Source organism: Stackebrandtia albiflava, assembly GCF_007994225.1.
Classification (GTDB): domain Bacteria; phylum Actinomycetota; class Actinomycetes; order Mycobacteriales; family Micromonosporaceae; genus Stackebrandtia; species Stackebrandtia albiflava.
On the sequence record NZ_VLLL01000005.1, the window covers coordinates 1251565 to 1269094 of the forward strand.

A 17530-nucleotide genomic window follows, 5' to 3' on the forward strand; every position below is an offset into this window, starting at 1 on the left:
GGTTATGGGGCTTTCACGACGGTTGTGGGGGAATGACCGTCATGGTGCGGGCGGAGTGGGCAGGTCCAATGCGGTCTGTATCTCGGCGACGATCTGCTGGGGGGTGGTGGCGACGTCGACGGTGACGACGGGTTCGTCGGGGCCGGGTTCCTCCAGGTCGGCGATCTGTCCCTCCAGCATGTGCGCCTTCATGTAGTGGCCGTGCCGCTGTGCGAGCCGGGTGGCGATCACCTGCCGACTGCCGTGCAGGTACACCAGCCGCACCTGCGGCCGGCCGGCGCGCAACCGCTCACGGTACTTGCGTTTGAGACCCGAACACGCCAGGACGAGTGAGACGTCCTCGGAGTGCCGGGCGTCGAGCCAGTCGCCGATGGCGTCGAGCCAGGGGTCGCGGTCCTCGTCGGTGAGCGGGTGTCCGTGGCTGAGCTTGGCGATGTTCTCGGGGGAGTGGAAGTCGTCGGCGTCGCCGAAGCGCCACCCCATCCGGGCGGCGAGCAGCTTGCCGATGGTGGTCTTGCCGCTGCCGGAGACGCCGGTGACGATCACTGCCATGTCATCCACGGCTTCACCGTAATCGATCGGCGGGCGGGCGAGGAGCGGGGCGAGCACTCACACGGAACAAGAGCCACTTGCATATGTCGATTCCATGTGGTTCGCTGACTGCAAATAATCCTTACTTTTGGTGTCATCCGGCACCGATGCCAAAGGAGGAGACATGCTCCGCCACGCCCTGGCCGTGCTGGCCGCCGCGACCGTACTCACGCCCGTCGCCGCCGTCGCCGAACCCGCCCCCACGGCCTCCGACATCACCTACGCCCCCTACATCGACATCACCATGTCCGAACCCCGCCTGACCGAGGTCGCCGCCGCGACCGGCGTCACCCACTTCACGCTCGCATTCGTCCTGGGCTCCCACTCCGGTTGCGACCCGAAGTGGGGCGGCACCATCGACCTGGACGATCCACGGATCATCGGGGAGATCGACGCGCTCCGTGCCATGGGCGGTGACGTGGTCATCGCGTCCGGTGGCGCGCTCGGCCCGTACCTGGAACACGTGTGCGGCAGCGCCGACGCCCTGTACGAGGCGTACAGCGCCGTCCTGGACGCCACCGGCGCCCGGCATCTCGACATCGACGTCGAGGCGCCCATCCCGCACGCGATGGTCAACACCGCCCTCAAGCGGCTGGTCGACGAACGCGGCACCTCCGTCGGCTACACCATGCGCGTACAGGGCCAGGACTACGGCATGGACCCGTACTCGGTGCAGGTCCTCCAGGACGCCGCCGCGAAGGGACTCGAACCCCTGGTCAACCCCATGCTGATGAACTTCGGCTACTCCGGCGACTGGGGAGCGGCCATGATCGACGCCGCCGAGGCGACCCGTGGACAACTCGGCGCCATCTGGCCCGGCAAGTCCACCGCCGAACTCAACGCCATGCTCGGTGTCACACCCATGATCGGCCGCAACGACACCGGCATGACCACCACACAGGCCCACGCGCGCGCCCTGCTGAACTGGGCACAGGCCAACCGGATCGGCTTCATCGGATTCTGGTCGGTGGGACGCGACAACGGCGACTGCCCCGGGGGCGGGGTCAGCCCGGTGTGCAGTGGCATCGCGCAGTCCGAGTACGAGTTCACGAAGATCTTCGCCCCGTTCGGCTGACGCCTGTCGAAGGACGTCGCCCGGTTCCGACGTCTCGGTGGAGGCGGCCACCCCCGGCCGCCTCCACGATCGAGGAGGAACCGTGAGATTCGCGCTGTTGGCGTACGCCGAGGCCGCGCCGGAACTGACCGACCGGATCCGTGACCGGCTCACCGCCTCCGGGGAACTGGTACATCTCGTCGAGCTGGCCGACGGTGGCCACACCCGCACGTTGAGCACCGGCGCGGCGGGCGTTCTCGCCCGCGACGGGGAACTCGACGAACCCGGACGACGCCTGGTAGCTTTCGGCATTGTGGACTGTGAATCCTACGACCGGGCCACCCACCTGGCGGCGCGGCTCGTCAGTGGGCTGCCCGGCGCCGTGGCGGTCAGGCCGGTCATGACGACCACCGGCAGCCTGGACGTGTGATGGAATCCGCCTCGGACGCCGTCGTCGAGCGGCTCCTCCGCGAACACACCCCGCACGTGCTCGGTGCGTTGACCCGCCGGTTCGGCCACTTCGGCACCGCCGAGGACGCCGTCCAGGAGGCACTGCTGGCCGCCTCCCGGCAGTGGCCGTCCGAGGGGATCCCCGACTCGCCGCGCGGCTGGCTCATCACCGTCGCCTCCCGTCGGATGACCGACCTGCTGCGTAGCGAGCAGGCGCGCCGGCGCAGGGAGGACACCGTCGCCGCCCAGGTGTTGCCCGAGGAGTTCCTGTCGCCGGGAGCCGATGCGCCGGCCGGCGGCGACGACACGCTGATCCTGCTGTACATGTGCTGCCACCCGGCGCTCACCGTGGACGCCCAGGTCGCGCTGACGCTGCGCGCGGTGGGTGGCCTCACCACCGGCGAGGTCGCCAGGGCGTTCCTGGTGCCCGAATCCACGATGGGACAACGGATCAGCCGCGCCAAGCAACGGATCAGGAGATCGGGGCAGCCGTTCCGGATGCCGCCCGAGGCCGACCGCCCGGCACGGCTGGCCGCCGTACTCCACGTCCTGTACCTGGTGTTCAACGAGGGCCACACCGCCACCAGCGGCGACGCGCTCACCCGGACCGACCTGTCCGGGGAGGCGATCCGGCTGACCCGGATGCTGCGCGGGCTGCTCCCGGGCGACGGCGAGGTGACCGGGCTGCTGGCACTCATGCTGCTGACCGACGCGCGCCGCGGGGCGCGGGTGGACGCCCGAGGCGACCTCGTCCCACTCGGCGAACAGGACAGGACACTCTGGAACAGGGGACTGATCGACGAGGGGACCGGCCTCGTGACCGAGGCGTTCGCCGCCGGACCACCGGGACCCTACTCGCTGCAGGCCGCCGTGGCGGCGTTGCACGACGAGGCCGACTCGGCCGAGACCACCGACTGGGAACAGATCGCGGCACTCTACGGGGTCCTCGAAGGATTGCAGGACAACCCGATGGTCACCCTCAACCGGGCGATCGCCGTGGCGATGGCGCACGGGCCCGCGGCGGGCCTGGCCCTGCTCGCGCCACTGGCCGACGACCCCCGGATGGCCCGGGGCCACCGCCTCCACGCGGTACGCGCCCACCTGTGGGAGATGGCAGGGGACACCGACGCGGCAGTCGAGTCGTACCGGTCGGCGGCCCGGATGACCACCAGCATCCCGGAACGCCGATACCTCGACCGGAAGGCCGACATCCTCGCCGGTCGCGCGCGATGACGTGTCGCCTCCGGCGATTCGCGCGGTCCGCGTGCCGGCGTGTCGCGGGGCCTCGCCCGCCGGTGACGCCTCACTCCGGTGTGGCGACACCGAAACCGGCCCCTGCGGGGTCGGTCAGGAACGCGATCCGGCCGATGCCGGGCACCTGCGCGGGCCCGTAGTCGAGGGACGCGCCGAGCCGTTCGGCGGCCGCCGCCACGGCGTCCACGTCGCCCACCAGGAAGTCGTGGACCCAGCGGATCGGGACGTCGTACGGCACCGCCTCACCCAGCACGTGCAGCTTCCCGAAGGACTCACCGGACTTGGCCGCGGTCAGCAGCAGGTCTGCGGACCGGGCGCGCAACGGTTCGCTGCGCCAGTCGAACACCGCCCGGTAGAAGTCGAGCTGCCCCGGGTCCCGGCTCAACAACGTGAAGTGGCTGGGTGCCCCGTCGGAGTGCCAACAGCGGGCACCGCCGTGCTCACCCGCGCGCGTCACCCCGAAACGCGCACCCGCCGGGTCGCGGAACAACGCCATGACCGGCATTCCGGGCGCGTGGTCCGGCCCGAACTCGGTCGCGCCGCCGGCGGCCGTCACCGCGACGATCGTGGCGCCCACGTCGGCGACCTTGAAGAACGGCAGCCACTCGGGTACGTTTCCGGCCAGTCGCGAGGTGATGCCGCCGAACTCGTCCCCGTCGACACTGATCGCCCGGTAGTGCCCGGTGCGGTCGGTGACCGGTTCGGTCCGCCAGCCGAAGAGATCCGTGTAGAACGCGGCGGCGGCGTCGGTGTCGTTGGCGTACAACTCCACCCAGCACGGTTCACCGTCGTAGAAGCGGGGCATCAGCCGGCCTTTCGCCGTGGCCGTTCGTCGCCCTTGGTCCCCGACTTGGCGGACTTCTTCGCCGCCTTCTTCGCGGTCTTCTTCGTCGACTTCCTCGCGGTCTTCTTCTTCGTGCGGCCGGTGGACTCGTCCTCGTCGGGTTCGCCCCTGGTGGCCTTGGCGCGTTTCACACTCGCCTGCAGGGCCGACATCAGGTCGATCACCTCGGCCTTGGGCGCCGCCTCGGGGACCTCCAGGGACTCGTCGCCCTCGATCTTGGCGTCGATGAGCCGGTTCAGGGCCTCCCGGTAGTCGTCGTGGTACTGCGAGTCGTCGAACTCCTCGGAGGTCATCTGGTCGATCAGCGACTTGGCCATGTCGAGCTCGCGATCGGACACCTCGATGTCCTGTTCCAGCGCCTCGAACTTCGGCTGCCGGACCTCGTCGGGCCACATCATCGTGTTCAACACCAGCACGTCCTGATAGCGCCGCAGCGTCGCCAACTGCTCGCGTTGCCGCAGGGCCACCTTGACCACGGCCACGACGCCGGAGTCGGTCAGGGCGTCACGCAGCAGCACGTAGGGCTTGGCGGCGGCGCTGGGCTCCAGGTAGTACGACTTGGCGTAGCGCACCGAGTCGATCGCCTCCTCGGGCACGAACTCCAGGACCTCGATGACGTGGGTCGTCGGCAGTGGCAGCTTCTCGAAGTCCTCCGGCTCCAGGATGATCGTCTCGCCGTTCTTCAGGGAGTAGCCCTTGGCGATGTCGCCGTACTCGACCTCCTGACCGTCGAGTTCGCAGACCCGCCGGTACCGGACCCTGCCGCCGTCGGTGCGGTGCACCTGGTGGAACCGCACGTCCTTGTCCTCGGTCGCGGAATACGCCTTCACCGCGATCGAGACGAGTCCGAACGACACAGCGCCGTTCCAGATGGCGCGCATATCGAAATGGTGCACCGACACGGCCTCCGAAGTGCGAGAAGTCGTGATCTCGGGGTGGCGTCACGCCTGGATTCGTAGCATCTGCCCGTGCCCGTCGACAGCTTCGCGCCCATGCTCGCGGTCTCCGGTGAGTTGCCGGTGGGACCGGCGTGGGCCTATGAGTACAAGTGGGACGGCATCCGGGCCGTCGGCCGCTCCGCGTCCGGACGGTGGCGGTTGGCCAGCCGTACCGGGCGCGAGATCACCACGGCGTTCCCGGAACTGGACGGGTTGGCCCGGGAGGTGCCCGACGCGGTCCTCGACGGAGAGCTGATCAGCCTCGACGACGCCGGACGGGTCTCCTTCGGCCGGATCATCGAGCGCATGCACACCGGTGACCCGGCCCAGGTCGCCCGCCTGGTCACGGCGGTCCCCGCCACCTACATCGTGTTCGACCTACTGTGGCTCGACGGGAACGACCTGCGGGGCCTGCCCTACACGGCCCGGCGCGAACTCCTGGAGGACCTGGAACTGTCCGGTCCGGCCTGGCAGACGCCCGGCTATCTGACCGACGGCCCGACCGCCCTCGATGCGGCCATGGACAACGCGTTGGAGGGAGTGGTCGCCAAACGCCGGGACTCGCCGTACCGGCCGGGCGTCAGGAGCCGCGACTGGATCAAGGTGAAACCCGTGAAGACGGTCGACCTGGTGGTGGGCGGCTGGCGGCGGCGGAAACGGGAACTGGGCGCCCTGCTGGTGGGAGAGCAGCGCGCGGACGGGCGGCTGCGGTTCCGGGGACGCGTCGGTGGCGGTATCGGAGTCGCCGACGAGACCCGGCTGCTGGCCGCGCTGCGGCCGCTGGTGGCCGACGACCCGCCGTTCGCCACCGGACTGTCCTCCGAGGACCGGCGAGGGGCGACATGGGTGCGGCCCGACGTCGTCGTGGAGCTCGACTACGGCACGGTCACCGACGACGGCAGGCTCCGCTTCCCTAGGTTCCGGCGGATGCGGCCCGACAAGACCCCGGAGCAGACCCGGAACGCCTTCACCGCCTGACCCCCCGCTCCGCCCATCCGATTCGGCGCTCTGACCCCTTGGTCCCCGCCCGGTCGCTCCCCGGCCCCCTTGGTCCCCGCCCGGTTGGCGAACCGGCCACTATGGCGCCCGTTTTGCGCTCTATTCGACTGTTTGTCCGAATCCTGCGGGGACCAAGCGCGATCCGGCGGGGACCAAGCGGTTCAGGGGGGTGGGGCGCCGTGGAGTGCCGCCTCCGCCAGTTCCCGGCACCGCGCCAGCGTGTGACCGGCCAGCGCCGCCCGCACCGGTGCCAGCGCGGCCGCCGACATCGACAGGCTCGTGACGCCGAGGCCGACCAGCACGGGAGCCAGCCGGGGGTCGGCCGCCGCCTCACCGCACACGCCCACCGGCTTCCCGGCGGCGGTACCGGCCCGGGCACACATCGCGATCAGTTCCAGCAGCGCCGGCTGCCACGGATCGAGCAGGTCGGCCAGTTCACCCGCCATCCGGTCGGCGGCGAAGGTGTACTGGCTGAGGTCGTTGGTGCCGATGCTGAGGAAGTCCACGACCTCCAGCAGCCGGGCGGCCTGCAAGGCGGCGGCGGGAACCTCCACCATCACCCCGACCTCGGTGACACCCGCGGCGCGGGCCGCCTCGGCGAACTCGACGGCCTCCGCCACGGTCGACACCATGGGCGCCATGACCTTCACACGGGCGGAGGCCGTGTGTGCCGCCGCCGCCACGGCGTGGAGCTGGTCGGTGAGCAGTTGCGGCGCCCGGCGTGCGGTCCGCAGCCCCCGCACCCCCAGCGCCGGGTTCGGTTCTCCCGGCTGCGTCAGGAACGGCAGCGGCTTGTCGGCCCCGGCGTCCAGGGTCCTCACCACCACGGGCATGTCGGGCCAGGCCGCGAACACCTCGCCGTAACCGGACACCTGTTCGTCGAACGACGGGGCCGTGGCCCGATCGAGGAACATCAGCTCGGTGCGGAACAGGCCGACCCCCTCGGCGTCGCCGGTGGCGTCGCCGGCCGCACCGATGTTGGCCAGCAGCGCCACCCGGTGGCCGCAGGCGGTCCGGCCCGGTCCGGTGACCGTCGAGAGCGCTGCGCGGCGCGTGACCTCGGCCTCCCGGGCCGACGCCACCGCCTCGGCCGTCACGTCGACCTCCACCGCGCCGTTCCCACCGTCCACGGTGATCCGGGTGCCGTCGGCCACGCCCGTCACGCCCGCGCAACGCACCACGGCCGGAATGCCCGCCGCCCGCGCGAGGATCGCGGTGTGACTGGTGGGGCCGCCCTGCTCGGTCACCAGCGCCAGCACCCTCGCCGGATCGAGTCCGGCGGTGTCGGCGGGCGACAGGTCGACCGCGGCCAGCACGAACGGCTCCCCGGGGTCCGGAACGCCCGGCGGTGGCACGCCCAGGCACGCGGCCACGGCGCGCGCCCGCAGGTCGTCCAGGTCGGCGACCCGTTCGGCCAGCACACCACCGGCGGCCGCGAACGCGGCCCGATGCCCCTCGAAGACCTCGTCGATGGCGTGTGGCGCGTCGGTTCCCGCCTCCACCCGTGCCGCGACGTCGGACGACAGCATCGGGTCGGCGGCCATCATCGCCTGCGCCCGCAGCACGTCACCCGCGGCGCCGTCGGCGGCCTCCGCGCGGCGGGTCAGGTCGTCGGCGACCAGGGTCAGGGCCGCCGTCGCCCGTTTCCGCTCGGCGGCCACGTCGGAGACCGGTGCGGCGGCGGGAAGCGTCACCGGATCCGGCATCCGGTAGACCGGGCCACCCGCCAGGCCGGGGCTCACACCGATTCCGGTGAGTCGGTCAGGCATCGGTGGTCTCGGCTTCCAGGTCACCGGCGACGAGCGCGGCCAGGTCGTCCACCACCGCCTCGGCCTCCGGCCCGTCGGCGGCGATCGTGACCTCGGTCCCCCGGCGTGCTCCCAACGCCAGCACCGCGAGCATGCTGCGCGCGGGGACGGCGGGTTTGTCGGCGGTGCGGATGGTGACCTCCACCGGTGCGGCGGCGGCAGCGGCCACGAACAGGGCCGCCGGGCGGGCGTGGAGTCCGCCGGGGGATCCGACCTGGACTGTCCTTTCGATCATGTCTGCTCCTGATCACTTCGGGGGACGGTCGTCACGGTTCGATCGTGACCTTGATCGCCTCGCCCCTCGCGACGACGTCGAACGCCTCCAGGGCGCGGTCGAGGGGGAGACGGTGCGTGATGAGGTCCGCGACCGGCACCTCGCCGGAGGCGATGAGCCGGAGCGCGGCGGCGTTGTGGGCGGGGCTGGAACCGTTGGCGCCCACGATGGTCAGTTCCCGGTAGTGCACGAGGTTGGAGTCGCAGGTGATCGTCGGGTCGTCCTTGGGGAGTCCGCCGAAGAAGCTGATCCGGCCGCTTCGCGCGGCGATGCGGAGTGCCTGTTCCTGCGCGGTGCCGGAGGCCGCGGCGGTGATCACCACGTCGGCGCCGCGGCCCTCGGTCAGTTCGGCCACGGCGGTCACGATGTCGGTCTCGGCCCCGCAGATCGCCGCGTCGGGTTTGACGAGGTCGGCGGCGAGGTCGAGGCGGTGACGGCTGAGGTCGACCAGGAACACGCGGGCGGCGCCGCGGGCGCGGGCGAGCCGGACGTGGAGGCAACCGATCGGACCGGCGCCCATCACCACGACGTCGTCGCCCTCACCGACACCCGCCAACTCCTGTCCGTTGAGGACACAGGCGAGTGGTTCGGCCACGGACGCCTCGGCCGCCGACAGACCCTCGGGGATCCGGTTCAGGCCGTCGACGGCCAGCACCTTGGCGGGGACGACCATGTACTCGGCGAATCCGCCGTCGTAGTGGTAGCCCATCGACTCCTGGTTCGGGCAGACCGTCATGCGGCCGCGCCGGCATTCCGCGCAGTCGCCGCAGGGGATGGCGGCGATCACCTGCACCATGTCTCCCACACCGAAGCCGGTGACCTGTTCGCCGACCTCGACGACCTCACCGGCGATCTCGTGTCCCATGACGCGGGGCGGGACGATGTGGTGGTGGCCGAACCGGGAGATCTTCACGTCGGTGCCGCAGGTGGAACACGCGGCGACGCGGATCTTGACGTCCCCCGGACCGGGCACCGGTTCCGGTGCGGCCTCGATCCGGATGTCACCGGGGGAGTGGAATCGCACGACCTTCATGTGGTGGTCTCCTTTCCGACCGGCTCCAGTAGCCGGATCACGTCGTCGGGGTCCTCGGCGTCACGTAGCGCCCGGGCGGCCTCGGGGTCGAGCAGGATCGCCGCCAGCGCGGACAGCAGGGCCACGTGGCCGTCGCCGCGCGCGGCGATCGGCACGCAGACCCGGACCGGTTGCCCGTCCCAGTCGACGCCGTCCGGGAACCTGACCACGGCGATCGCGTCGCCGTGGACGTCCTCCTTGGACGCCAGGGTGCCGTGGGGTATGGCCACACCCTCGCCGACGTAGGTGGAGATCGACCGTTCACGTTCCAGCATCGCGGCCGTGTAGGCCGGTGAGACGGCACCGACGTCGGCCAGCACCTCTCCGCAGATCCGGATCGCCGAGTCCCGGTCCGGGGCCGTCTCGTGCAGCCGGATCGCGTGCCGGCGCAACACCGCGGGGTCAGCCATCGATCGCACCGCCGCCCTTGACCGCGGCGATCAGGCGGTTGACGGCCGGGTCGCCGATGAACACCTGCACCGGGATGATGGTCTTGCCGGGGGCGCTCTTCCTCGCCCGGTCGGCCAGACCCTGGTGGCACACCACGACGTCGGCGTCGGCCGGGATCGAGTTGACCGGCGTGTGAGCGACGGTGACGTCCTGTTTGGCCAGTTGGCGCCGGAGCTGGCTCGCCAGCATCACGCTGCTGCCCATGCCCGCGTCGCACGCCACGATGATCTTCTTGACGTCGTTGCCCTGGATTGACATGTCGTCCTCCTCGTCGAGGTCAGGAACGCGCGGGTGCGGCACCCGCGTCGTCGGTGTGGTCGGTCGCCTGTGCCGACTCGGCCTCGGCGGCGGCGGCTTCGGCCGCCTCCTCGCGCCGGGCGACCCGGCCGAATCCCATCAGGGCCGCCGCCACCAGGAACGATGCCGCGGTGGCCAGCACGATGCCCAGCAGGGTTCCCCACCAGCCGCCGGGGGTCATGACCGGAAGGTAGGCGAAGATGCTGCCGGGGGACGGTGCGGCGACCAGGCCGGCGCCGGTGATCAGGAAGGTGCCCACCCCGGTGGCGCCACCGGCGATGACGGCCAGGATCAGCCGGGGCTTCATCAGCACGTAGGGGAAGTAGATCTCGTGGATTCCGCCCAGGAAGTGGATGATCCCGGCGGCGGGGACGCTGGGGCGCAGCCGGCGGGGACCGAACATCCAGAAGGCGATCAGCAGTCCCAGCCCGGGGCCGGGGTTGCTCTCGATCATGAACATGATCGACTGCCCGGTCTCGGCGGCCTGCGCGGTACCGATCGGGGTGAACACGCCGTGGTTGATGGCGTTGTTGAGGAACAGCACCTTGGCCGGTTCCACGACCACCGACACCAGCGGCAGCAGGCCGTGCTCGATCATCCAGTTGGCGCCCGCTTCGGCGGCCGAGGCGATGGCCTGCATGACCGGGCCGATGCCCCAGTTGCCGAGCAGTGCCACACCCGCGCCGATGACGCCCGCCGACATGTTGTCGACCAGCATCTCGAAGCCGGGACGGACCCGGTCCTGGACGAGGCCGTCGAACAGGCGCAGCACGTACGCGGCCAGCGGGCCGATGAGCATGGCGCCCAGGAACATGGGCATGTCGGCGCCCACGACGATGCCCATGGTGGCGACGGCACCGACCACGGCGCCGCGCTGACCGTGGACCAGGCGGCCGCCGGTGTATCCGATGAGGACGGGCAGCAGGACCTTCACCATCGGGTCGACGAGGGCGCCGAACTCCTCGTTGGGGAGCCAGCCGGTGGGAATGAACAGCGCGGTGATCAGGCCCCAGGCGATGAACGCGCCGATGTTGGGCATGACCATGCCCGCGAGGTGGCCGCCGATGCGTTGCACGGTGGCCTTGAATCCGGTGCCTTGTACGGGTGGGGTGTATTCGCTCGACATGGGAGTGTCTTCCTCGGGGGTGCGGCGGAGGGCCGCGAGGGCTAACTTCTGACTCGGTCGGGGGTGTGGGGCGCCGCGCTGCCGATGGGCGTCACCCGGACGCCGTCGCGGTGCAGGTCGGCCGGAGTGGGCATCCGGCTGCCGGGCAGTCCGGCGGCGGCCGAACCCCAGGCGAGGGCCTCGGTGAGGGCCTCGGGTCCGGCGGCGCCCGCGGCGAGGAATCCCGCCAGCATCGCGTCACCGGCGCCCACTGTGGAACGCGCCGGAACGGGGGGAGGGGTGCCGAACCAGGCGCCGTCGGGAGCGGCGAGGACCGCTCCCCGGGAGCCCAGGCTGGCCAGGACGGTGCCGGCGCCCAGGGTACGCAGCCGTTGCGCTGCGGCGAGTACGTCGTCGGCGGTGGACAGCGGACCGCCCACCGCCTCGGACAGTTCGTGCCGGTTGGGTTTGAGCAGGGCCGCGCCGGCTTCGGCGGCGGCCAGCAGGGGTGGTCCGCTGGTGTCGACCGCGAGTGGAACACCGGTGGCGGTCAGCCGTGCGCACAGCCGCCCGAAGTCGGCGGTGGTCATGCCCGGCGCCATCCGGCCGCAGAGCACCAGCCACCGGGCGTCCCGGCCGGCCGACAGCGCGTGGTCGATGAGGGCGTCGAGTTCGGTGGCCGACAACTCGGGTCCGGACTCGTTGATCTTGGTGACCACGCCGTCCGCCTCCACGAGGGTGACGTTCGACCTGGTCCTCCCGCCGATCGGTACGGCACGGAGGTCCACTCCCTCCTCGGCGAGCAGTCGGACGAGTTGGTCGCCCTCGGCTCCGCCGCTGGGGATGATCGCCCGGGAGGCGATGCCGTTGCCGATCAGGGCCCGGGAGACGTTGACGCCCTTGCCGCCGGGATCCAGGTGGGTGCCGGTGGCGCGGATGACCCGGCCGCGGTGCAGCGTCTCGATGTCCATGGCCCGGTCGAGACTGGGGTTGAGCGTGACGGTGACGATCATGCCTGCACCAGCCTCACGCCGGAGGCGTCGAGTTCGGCGCCCAGCTCCGGATCGAGATCGGTGTCGGTGATCAGGACGTCCAGGTCGGACAGTCGTCCGAACCGTGCCATGTGGTCGGTCCCGATCTTGGTGTGGTCGGTCAGCAGCACCACCCGGCGCGCCGCGGCGATCATCGCCCGCTTGACGGCAGCCTCGGCCTGGTCGGGGGTGGTGAGGCCGCGCTCGGCGGTGCAGCCGTTGGTGCCCATGAACGCCACGTCGACGTACAGGTCTTCGAGGGGGCGCAGCGCCCAGTCGTCCACGGTGGCCAGTGTCTTGCCCCGGACCCTCCCGCCCAGCAGAAGGACGGTGAGGTTGCCACGGGGACCCAGCAGGGTCGCCAGGGCGGGGGAGTTGACGATGACGGTCAGTTCGCGGTCGGCCGGCAGCAGTTGCGCCAGTCGCGCGGTCGTGGTGCCGGCGTCGAGGATGATCGCCCCCGCCTCGGGTACCTCGGCGAGGGCCGCCTTGGCGATGCGCTCCTTCTCGGCGGTCAGCACCGTGTCACGGGTGGCGACCGCGCGTTCGAAGCCGATGCGTTCGATCGGTATCGCTCCGCCGTGGACGCGCCGCAGTACCCCGGCGCGTTCCAGCACGGTGAGATCCCGGCGCACGGTCTCGGCGGTGACACCCAGCTCCTCGGCCAGCGTCATGACATCGACGCGGCCGTCGGTGCGTGCCCGTCGCAGGATCTCCTGCTGCCGTTCCTCCGCGTACATGAGTTGGTTTCACCGCCGTTTCCATTTGGTTTCGTGTGAGATTACGCCCGGTTCGATCCGGTGTCAACATCTGAATATCGGCTTTCCTCGGTTTTCGCGGGCGTACTCCCGCAGGAGTGCCCACCGTCGCCCGGTTCTGTGTTCGTGTGGGTTTCACCGGTCGGGCGTGGAACGCCTCGCCGCAGGCGAGGTCGTCAGGGAGACGTGAACCGGGCCGGGACCGCCGACGGCGGTCCCGGCCCGGACCGGTCGGCTCCGATGCCGGGTGCTACGAGTCGCCACCGGTGTCGTGGATGGCGCCGTCCCAGTTGTCCGGCGGGTCGTCGCCGACGTAGCTGCCCCGGCCGCCGCCACCGCCGTCTTGACCGTCCTCTTCGGAGAACTGGACCAGTCCCTTGGTGTAGTCGCCCGGATCGGTGATGATCTTGGGCGGCATGAGCAGCAGCGGTGTGGCCTCCTCCATGTTCAGGCTGACCACGTCGGAGACCTCTCCCTGGGTCTTCTTCAGGGCCTCCAGCAGATGGCCCTCCTCCTCGGCGAGCCGTTCACCGATCTTGTTGAGCGCCTCCCGGACGTTGTCCATGACCTCTTCGACGGTGTCGCCGCCGAGCGGGACGGTGGGGCCCTCCTTGACGAAGGGGCCGCCGAGCACCGAACCGGCGATGATCGAGGCGTTGAAGAGCTGCGCGCTGAGCGCCGCCTGCGCCGCGCCGAGGACCGGCCCCATCAGAGTTCCCGCCGCGATCAGCACCGCGAGGAGGATCTTGAGATCGGAACCCTTGCAGTCGGTGATCGCGTCGATGGCCTCCTGGCCCTTCTCCGCGATGTCCAATGCGTCCTGACGGCCCGACTCGTAGATGGACTTCATCATCTGCATGTGGAGTCGCAGGTAGGACGCCAGTTTGCCGTGGTTGGCGGCGATGACCGGGAACGGCCCGAGGAAGTTCTCCCGCAGGCTGATTGCCAGCGCGCCCTCCCACTGGGCGAGGTAGTTGGCGGAGACCTCGATCATCCCGAGGTCGGGGTTGCCGAAGGAGTCGTCCTCCTCGCCGAACGCCGCCTCCACCGACTTCATCTTCTCGATTATGGGATCGAAGTCGCGCGGGAAGGGCTTCAGGTACTTCCGGAAGGCGTCGACTATCCATTCGGCCTGTTCCTCGATGTACTCGTCGGAGGGCCCCGGGCCGCGGCCGGTCCACTGGGTCATCGAGGCGGAGGGCCGGTTGTCGTCGCGTTCGTCCTTGGCCTTCTCGATGGCCTTGCGACGGAGTTCGTGCGCCGCGTCCAGGATCGCCTCGTCGGTGATGTTGTCGACCATGATGACCTCCTAGTGATCTTCGGGAACGTCCGGGTCCGAGGGCGGGCCGGGCCGTTCGTCGCCGGTCAGATTGTCGTCCGGGTCGTGCAGGTTCGGGTCGCTCAGGATGTCGATGAGTTCCTGTCCGGCCGAGGTGATCTGGGCGGAGGTCTCACCGTCGGTGAAGGCGAACTCGCTCACGGCGAAGGTCAGGCCGACACTCGCGCTCTTCAACATCACCGCGTTGTAGGACAGTGCTATCTCCAGTGAGAGGCAGATCCTGGCCCACTCCGAATGACAACGCCCGAACTTGTCCTCGTCGGCCGACGAACACTCGTGCACCACGTTGGACTGGTCCGCGAAGACCTTCTCCACCGTGGGCAGCGTGATGTTGGCGACCCGCCACAGTGAGTACAGGTCTCCGCCGGTGACGTCTCTGGTGACTGCCATGTCGTATTCCTTCCCGTCGGCCTCATGCCGACCGGTGTGTGCCGGCGAAACCCGGCCCGTAGTGTTTGGCGCGGAGGCGCCGCATGTTGTCCGCGTGATCGCGCATCAGGGTGTGGAAGGCGCCGACGCACTCGGCGGCGAACTCCTCCTCCGGGACACGGGCGACAGTGCCGTCACGTACCACGACGTGCCAGTTGCGCATCCCGACGTTCTCGACGTAGACGACGTTTCCCGGCGACATGCCCGAGGCCTTGGTCTCGGCCTGCTCCTCGCGGAACCGGCGGCGGTTGGCGTTCCAGCTCTCCCGGTCCTCCTCGACCGGATGCCCGACCACTGCGGCGACCGCCTCGTCGTACTGTCGCTGGTAGTCGACCCACATCAGAGTGGCCAGCCGGGCGAGCTGGTACTCCAGGGTGCGTTCCTGGTAGTGCCGGTAGGCGTCGCCGGAGAAGTACAGGGTCAGTTCGTCTCGATGCCGCAGCGTCGCGCGGATCCGGCCGTCCGGTGAACGCACGTCCACCACCATCGAACTCAGGCGGTCGGCCATGATGCCCATGAAAACCTCGGGATCGTCGTCACGGATTGGGACAGGTGGTGGCGGGACCACGTCGTCCCGCCACCTCGGCGGTCAACGCCCGCCGTGGTCACCGGGACCGCGGCGGCCGATGACCGGCCGTACCGCGTTCCCGTCGTCGAACCACTCGATGTCGGACTCGTTCGCCGGCTCCGGCGCCGTCTGGGCCGTGTCCGCCGCGGCGAACACCTCCTGACCGGCCTTGCCGCCGATCGGGACGCCGTCGGCGTCACGCCTGCGCCGCCGCCACGAGCCGCGTCCGATCGCCCGCTCGGCGACCGCCTCGCCCCGCCACGACCGTCGTCGGGTGCGTTGGCCGGGCATCCGCTCCGACGGTGCCGGAGTCGGAGAGGCGGTGGGTCGCATGGTCACCTCGCCGGGCATCGGCCTGCCGACGACCGGACGCGCGGGTGGGGTGGGCAGCCATTGGCCGGTCGGGGTCATGAACTTCGGCGTGATGGAGATCCGGGTCGCCCGCATCACGAAGCGCGGCCCGCCCGGTTGGGTTCCCGACCGGTTGCCCGTGCCGCGGCGGTTCCCGCCACGGGCACTCCACGGTCCGATGACCGGTGGGCGAACCGGGATCCCGCCCGGGCCGGTGGTGCCGGCGGGCACCGGCCGGGCGACCCCGGGCGGTGCGGTCTGCCCGGTGTTGACCGGTGGCGCCGGGACTCCGATGGGGCGGAATCCGCCGGGAACGTGTCCACCGGTGCCCGGACCGGGCAGTGGCGGACGTACCGCCGTCGTCGGCCAGACCCCCGGACGCGGTGGCGGAGGCTGGGTGGCGGGCGGCGCGCTCGGAGGCGGCGCGACGGGGCCGGGGCGACCGCCGATGACCGGGGGAAGCGGTTGACCGGGCCGGGGTATCGGGGCGGGCGTCGATGGCGGTGGGGTGCCCGGCCGTTGGCCGATGACCGGCGGCAGCGTGCGGCCGGGCGGTGGAACGGCGGGTGACGGCACCGGTGCGGGCGGACGGTTGCCGATCACCGGTGGCAGGACGCCGCGCGGTGGTGGCGGGGCGGTCGGGGCGCCCGGTCCGGGGAGGTTCGGTCGTGCCCCGATGACCGGAGGCACGGTGGTCGGTGGCGGCGGCGCCAGGGGCGTGCCCTGGACGGGTGGTGGTGCCGGGGCCGGCCCGGGCACGGTGGTCTGCGGGACACCACCCTGCAGGTGCGGTCCGGAGTCGGTGCCCGGCGGCGCGGCGGTGACCGGGGGAGTCGCGCCGTCGTGGCCGGGTTCGAGGATGGGTGTGGTGGGGGCGGGTGCTCCGTAGCTGCGGGTCCAGTCGCCGGTGGGCTCGTCGGGGGCGTCCTGCCTGAGTCCGGGGTAGAAGTCCGGTTGTGGCAGGCCGTCGGCCGTCTCCAGGTACCCGGTGACGGCGTCCTGGAGGATCCGTCTCGCCTCCTGGGTGTCGGCCTCGGGGGCGGGGCCGCCCTTGGCCTTGACGTGAAGCCCGTCGATGGATATGAGGGTGGTCGTCACCCGGGACGAGAAGTCGTCCATCGCGGCGGCGTTGGCCTCGAACACCTCCGGGGCCGACTCCGTCGCCGCGAACAGCCGCAACAGTTCGGTGCGCATCATCCCGGAGGACTCGCCCGTCCACACCGCCGACTCGACGTCCTCGGGTGCCTGCGGGTCCAGGGCGGAGTCGCCGAACAGTGTGGTCATGACGCCCCGCATCAGGTCCACGGAGTCCTGCAGCCGGCCGCCCATCTCCCGCAACACCCGGGCGTGCTCGGCCATGTCGCCGGCGTACTCGGCGTCGGTGCGGCTCAGATGTAGAAGGGCGTCGATGTCGAGGTGATCGAACTCGGTGGTCATGTCTGCTCCATTCCGAACCAGTCGACCGCGTCGGGGGTCCGGCCGTTCACCACGAGGACGACGCAGTGCAGGTCCTCGACGAGGGAGTTCAGTTCGTCGGCGGTGAGCCGGTCGTCGTCCTCCAGCGCCGCGGCCATCTTCGCCATGACGGTGCCGAGCGCGCGGAGGCCGTCCTCCACCGCCCGATAACCGTCCCCACAGGACTTGAGCCGGTCGGCGACGAGCTCGCCCGCGCGGCTTCCGGAGTGTTGGTAGGGGGCGGCGCCGAGGGTCACCTTGATGTCGTTCCGGGACTTGATGACCGGGCGCTCACCGGCGCCGATCGCCAGTCGGCTCAGTAGTGCGGGTCGGTCGGCCTTGAGCCGGGCCGCCGCGTCGGACAACCGGGCGGCGTATCGGCGTACCTCTGCCACGTCGACCTTCATGTGTTCCGCCATCGTCTCGCTGTGCTCCTTGCCTGCGAGGTGCGTTCCACGTCCGG

The 17530-nt window shown here is 70.8% G+C and carries 20 protein-coding genes; 4 read left to right on the forward strand and 16 right to left on the reverse strand.

The features are described 5' to 3' along the window. Positions 1–39: 39 nt before the first annotated feature. Positions 40–552 (reverse strand): gluconokinase, encoded by a 513-nt coding sequence (locus tag LX16_RS06595; protein ID WP_147137140.1) that lies wholly within the window; start codon positions 550–552, stop codon positions 40–42. A gap of 163 nt (positions 553–715) precedes the next feature. On the opposite strand from LX16_RS06595, the gene LX16_RS06600 reads away from it, so the two are divergent. The 3 genes from LX16_RS06600 to LX16_RS06610 all read left to right on the forward strand — a co-directional run bounded on the left by LX16_RS06600 (position 716) and on the right by LX16_RS06610 (position 3328). Beyond that, the gene (locus LX16_RS06600; protein WP_147134615.1) at positions 716–1666 is read left to right on the forward strand and encodes a chitinase; all 951 of its coding nucleotides are present in this window, start codon (positions 716–718) and stop codon (positions 1664–1666) included. Between the two features lie 82 nt (positions 1667–1748). Beyond that, a complete protein-coding gene (locus LX16_RS06605; protein ID WP_147134618.1) occupies positions 1749–2075 on the forward strand; it encodes a YciI family protein in 327 nt (108 codons plus the stop codon). After that, positions 2075–3328: an RNA polymerase sigma factor gene (locus LX16_RS06610; RefSeq protein WP_147134620.1), complete on the forward strand. Its 1254-nt coding sequence runs from the start codon at positions 2075–2077 to the stop codon at positions 3326–3328. Before LX16_RS06605 ends, LX16_RS06610 begins: the two co-directional genes overlap by 1 nt. A 70-nt stretch (positions 3329–3398) precedes the next feature. Here LX16_RS06610 and LX16_RS06615 read toward each other — a convergent pair whose 3' ends face one another. Both LX16_RS06615 and ku read right to left on the reverse strand, forming a co-directional pair. After that, entirely contained in the window at positions 3399–4154 is a 756-nt protein-coding gene (locus LX16_RS06615) for a VOC family protein (RefSeq protein WP_147134623.1), read from the reverse strand. Then, on the reverse strand, positions 4154–5074 hold the full coding sequence (ku, locus tag LX16_RS06620; RefSeq protein WP_147134626.1) for a non-homologous end joining protein Ku: 921 nt from the start codon (positions 5072–5074) through the stop codon (positions 4154–4156). Before ku ends, LX16_RS06615 begins: the two co-directional genes overlap by 1 nt. Positions 5075–5161: 87 nt before the next feature. On the opposite strand from ku, the gene ligD reads away from it, so the two are divergent. Then, positions 5162–6109: a non-homologous end-joining DNA ligase gene (ligD, locus tag LX16_RS06625; protein ID WP_211354317.1), complete on the forward strand. Its 948-nt coding sequence runs from the start codon at positions 5162–5164 to the stop codon at positions 6107–6109. Positions 6110–6291: 182 nt separating this feature from the next. On the opposite strand, the gene ptsP is transcribed toward ligD, so the two are convergent. The 13 genes from ptsP to LX16_RS06690 form a co-directional block, all read right to left on the reverse strand. Continuing rightward, the gene (gene ptsP, locus LX16_RS06630) at positions 6292–7899 is read right to left on the reverse strand and encodes a phosphoenolpyruvate--protein phosphotransferase (protein WP_147134628.1); all 1608 of its coding nucleotides are present in this window, start codon (positions 7897–7899) and stop codon (positions 6292–6294) included. Further along, entirely contained in the window at positions 7892–8173 is a 282-nt protein-coding gene (locus tag LX16_RS06635; protein WP_147134631.1) for an HPr family phosphocarrier protein, read from the reverse strand. The genes ptsP and LX16_RS06635 overlap by 8 nt, the downstream gene beginning before the upstream one ends. A gap of 31 nt (positions 8174–8204) precedes the next feature. Further along, entirely contained in the window at positions 8205–9245 is a 1041-nt protein-coding gene (locus LX16_RS06640; protein ID WP_147134634.1) for a zinc-dependent dehydrogenase, read from the reverse strand. Then, positions 9242–9694 carry a PTS mannitol transporter subunit IIA gene (locus LX16_RS06645; RefSeq protein ID WP_147134637.1) on the reverse strand — a complete coding sequence of 151 codons (453 nt, stop codon included), beginning with the start codon at positions 9692–9694 and terminating at the stop codon, positions 9242–9244. Before LX16_RS06645 ends, LX16_RS06640 begins: the two co-directional genes overlap by 4 nt. Further along, positions 9687–9992 carry a PTS lactose transporter subunit IIB gene (locus LX16_RS06650; protein WP_147134640.1) on the reverse strand — a complete coding sequence of 102 codons (306 nt, stop codon included), beginning with the start codon at positions 9990–9992 and terminating at the stop codon, positions 9687–9689. The genes LX16_RS06645 and LX16_RS06650 overlap by 8 nt, the downstream gene beginning before the upstream one ends. Positions 9993–10011: 19 nt before the next feature. After that, positions 10012–11157 carry a PTS transporter subunit EIIC gene (locus LX16_RS06655; protein ID WP_147134643.1) on the reverse strand — a complete coding sequence of 382 codons (1146 nt, stop codon included), beginning with the start codon at positions 11155–11157 and terminating at the stop codon, positions 10012–10014. A gap of 41 nt (positions 11158–11198) precedes the next feature. Continuing rightward, positions 11199–12149, reverse strand: coding sequence for a 1-phosphofructokinase family hexose kinase (locus LX16_RS06660; RefSeq protein ID WP_147134646.1), 951 nt, complete (start codon positions 12147–12149; stop codon positions 11199–11201). Beyond that, positions 12146–12907: a DeoR/GlpR family DNA-binding transcription regulator gene (locus LX16_RS06665; protein WP_147134650.1), complete on the reverse strand. Its 762-nt coding sequence runs from the start codon at positions 12905–12907 to the stop codon at positions 12146–12148. The genes LX16_RS06660 and LX16_RS06665 overlap by 4 nt, the downstream gene beginning before the upstream one ends. A gap of 268 nt (positions 12908–13175) precedes the next feature. After that, complete coding sequence (locus LX16_RS06670) at positions 13176–14225, reverse strand: hypothetical protein (protein WP_147134653.1); 1050 nt, start codon at positions 14223–14225, stop codon at positions 13176–13178. A 9-nt stretch (positions 14226–14234) separates the two neighbouring features. After that, entirely contained in the window at positions 14235–14654 is a 420-nt protein-coding gene (locus LX16_RS06675) for a hypothetical protein (RefSeq protein ID WP_147134656.1), read from the reverse strand. 22 nt (positions 14655–14676) lie between these two features. After that, positions 14677–15201, reverse strand: coding sequence for a hypothetical protein (locus tag LX16_RS06680; RefSeq protein ID WP_244615695.1), 525 nt, complete (start codon positions 15199–15201; stop codon positions 14677–14679). A gap of 81 nt (positions 15202–15282) precedes the next feature. Continuing rightward, complete coding sequence (locus LX16_RS06685; RefSeq protein ID WP_147134662.1) at positions 15283–17049, reverse strand: hypothetical protein; 1767 nt, start codon at positions 17047–17049, stop codon at positions 15283–15285. Further along, positions 17046–17486, reverse strand: coding sequence for a hypothetical protein (locus tag LX16_RS06690; RefSeq protein WP_147134665.1), 441 nt, complete (start codon positions 17484–17486; stop codon positions 17046–17048). Before LX16_RS06690 ends, LX16_RS06685 begins: the two co-directional genes overlap by 4 nt. Positions 17487–17530: the final 44 nt, after the last annotated feature.

Bases quoted from the DNA above. Each gene is read 5' to 3' on its own strand.
- LX16_RS06635 (WP_147134631.1), bottom strand. From the start codon at position 8,173: ATGATCGAAAGGACAGTCCAGGTCGGATCCCCCGGCGGACTCCACGCC.
- LX16_RS06670 (WP_147134653.1), bottom strand. From the start codon at position 14,225: ATGGTCGACAACATCACCGACGAGGCGATCCTGGACGCGGCGCACGAA.
- LX16_RS06600 (WP_147134615.1), top strand. From the start codon at position 716: ATGCTCCGCCACGCCCTGGCCGTGCTGGCCGCCGCGACCGTACTCACG.
- LX16_RS06595 (WP_147137140.1), bottom strand. From the start codon at position 552: ATGGCAGTGATCGTCACCGGCGTCTCCGGCAGCGGCAAGACCACCATC.
- LX16_RS06675 (WP_147134656.1), bottom strand. From the start codon at position 14,654: ATGGCAGTCACCAGAGACGTCACCGGCGGAGACCTGTACTCACTGTGG.
- LX16_RS06655 (WP_147134643.1), bottom strand. From the start codon at position 11,157: ATGTCGAGCGAATACACCCCACCCGTACAAGGCACCGGATTCAAGGCC.
- LX16_RS06665 (WP_147134650.1), bottom strand. From the start codon at position 12,907: ATGTACGCGGAGGAACGGCAGCAGGAGATCCTGCGACGGGCACGCACC.
- LX16_RS06640 (WP_147134634.1), bottom strand. From the start codon at position 9,245: ATGAAGGTCGTGCGATTCCACTCCCCCGGTGACATCCGGATCGAGGCC.
- LX16_RS06615 (WP_147134623.1), bottom strand. From the start codon at position 4,154: ATGCCCCGCTTCTACGACGGTGAACCGTGCTGGGTGGAGTTGTACGCC.
- LX16_RS06690 (WP_147134665.1), bottom strand. From the start codon at position 17,486: ATGGCGGAACACATGAAGGTCGACGTGGCAGAGGTACGCCGATACGCC.
- LX16_RS06660 (WP_147134646.1), bottom strand. From the start codon at position 12,149: ATGATCGTCACCGTCACGCTCAACCCCAGTCTCGACCGGGCCATGGAC.
- LX16_RS06610 (WP_147134620.1), top strand. From the start codon at position 2,075: ATGGAATCCGCCTCGGACGCCGTCGTCGAGCGGCTCCTCCGCGAACAC.
- ptsP (WP_147134628.1), bottom strand. From the start codon at position 7,899: ATGCCTGACCGACTCACCGGAATCGGTGTGAGCCCCGGCCTGGCGGGT.
- LX16_RS06645 (WP_147134637.1), bottom strand. From the start codon at position 9,694: ATGGCTGACCCCGCGGTGTTGCGCCGGCACGCGATCCGGCTGCACGAG.
- LX16_RS06680 (WP_244615695.1), bottom strand. From the start codon at position 15,201: ATGGCCGACCGCCTGAGTTCGATGGTGGTGGACGTGCGTTCACCGGAC.
- LX16_RS06685 (WP_147134662.1), bottom strand. From the start codon at position 17,049: ATGACCACCGAGTTCGATCACCTCGACATCGACGCCCTTCTACATCTG.
- LX16_RS06650 (WP_147134640.1), bottom strand. From the start codon at position 9,992: ATGTCAATCCAGGGCAACGACGTCAAGAAGATCATCGTGGCGTGCGAC.
- ku (WP_147134626.1), bottom strand. From the start codon at position 5,074: ATGCGCGCCATCTGGAACGGCGCTGTGTCGTTCGGACTCGTCTCGATC.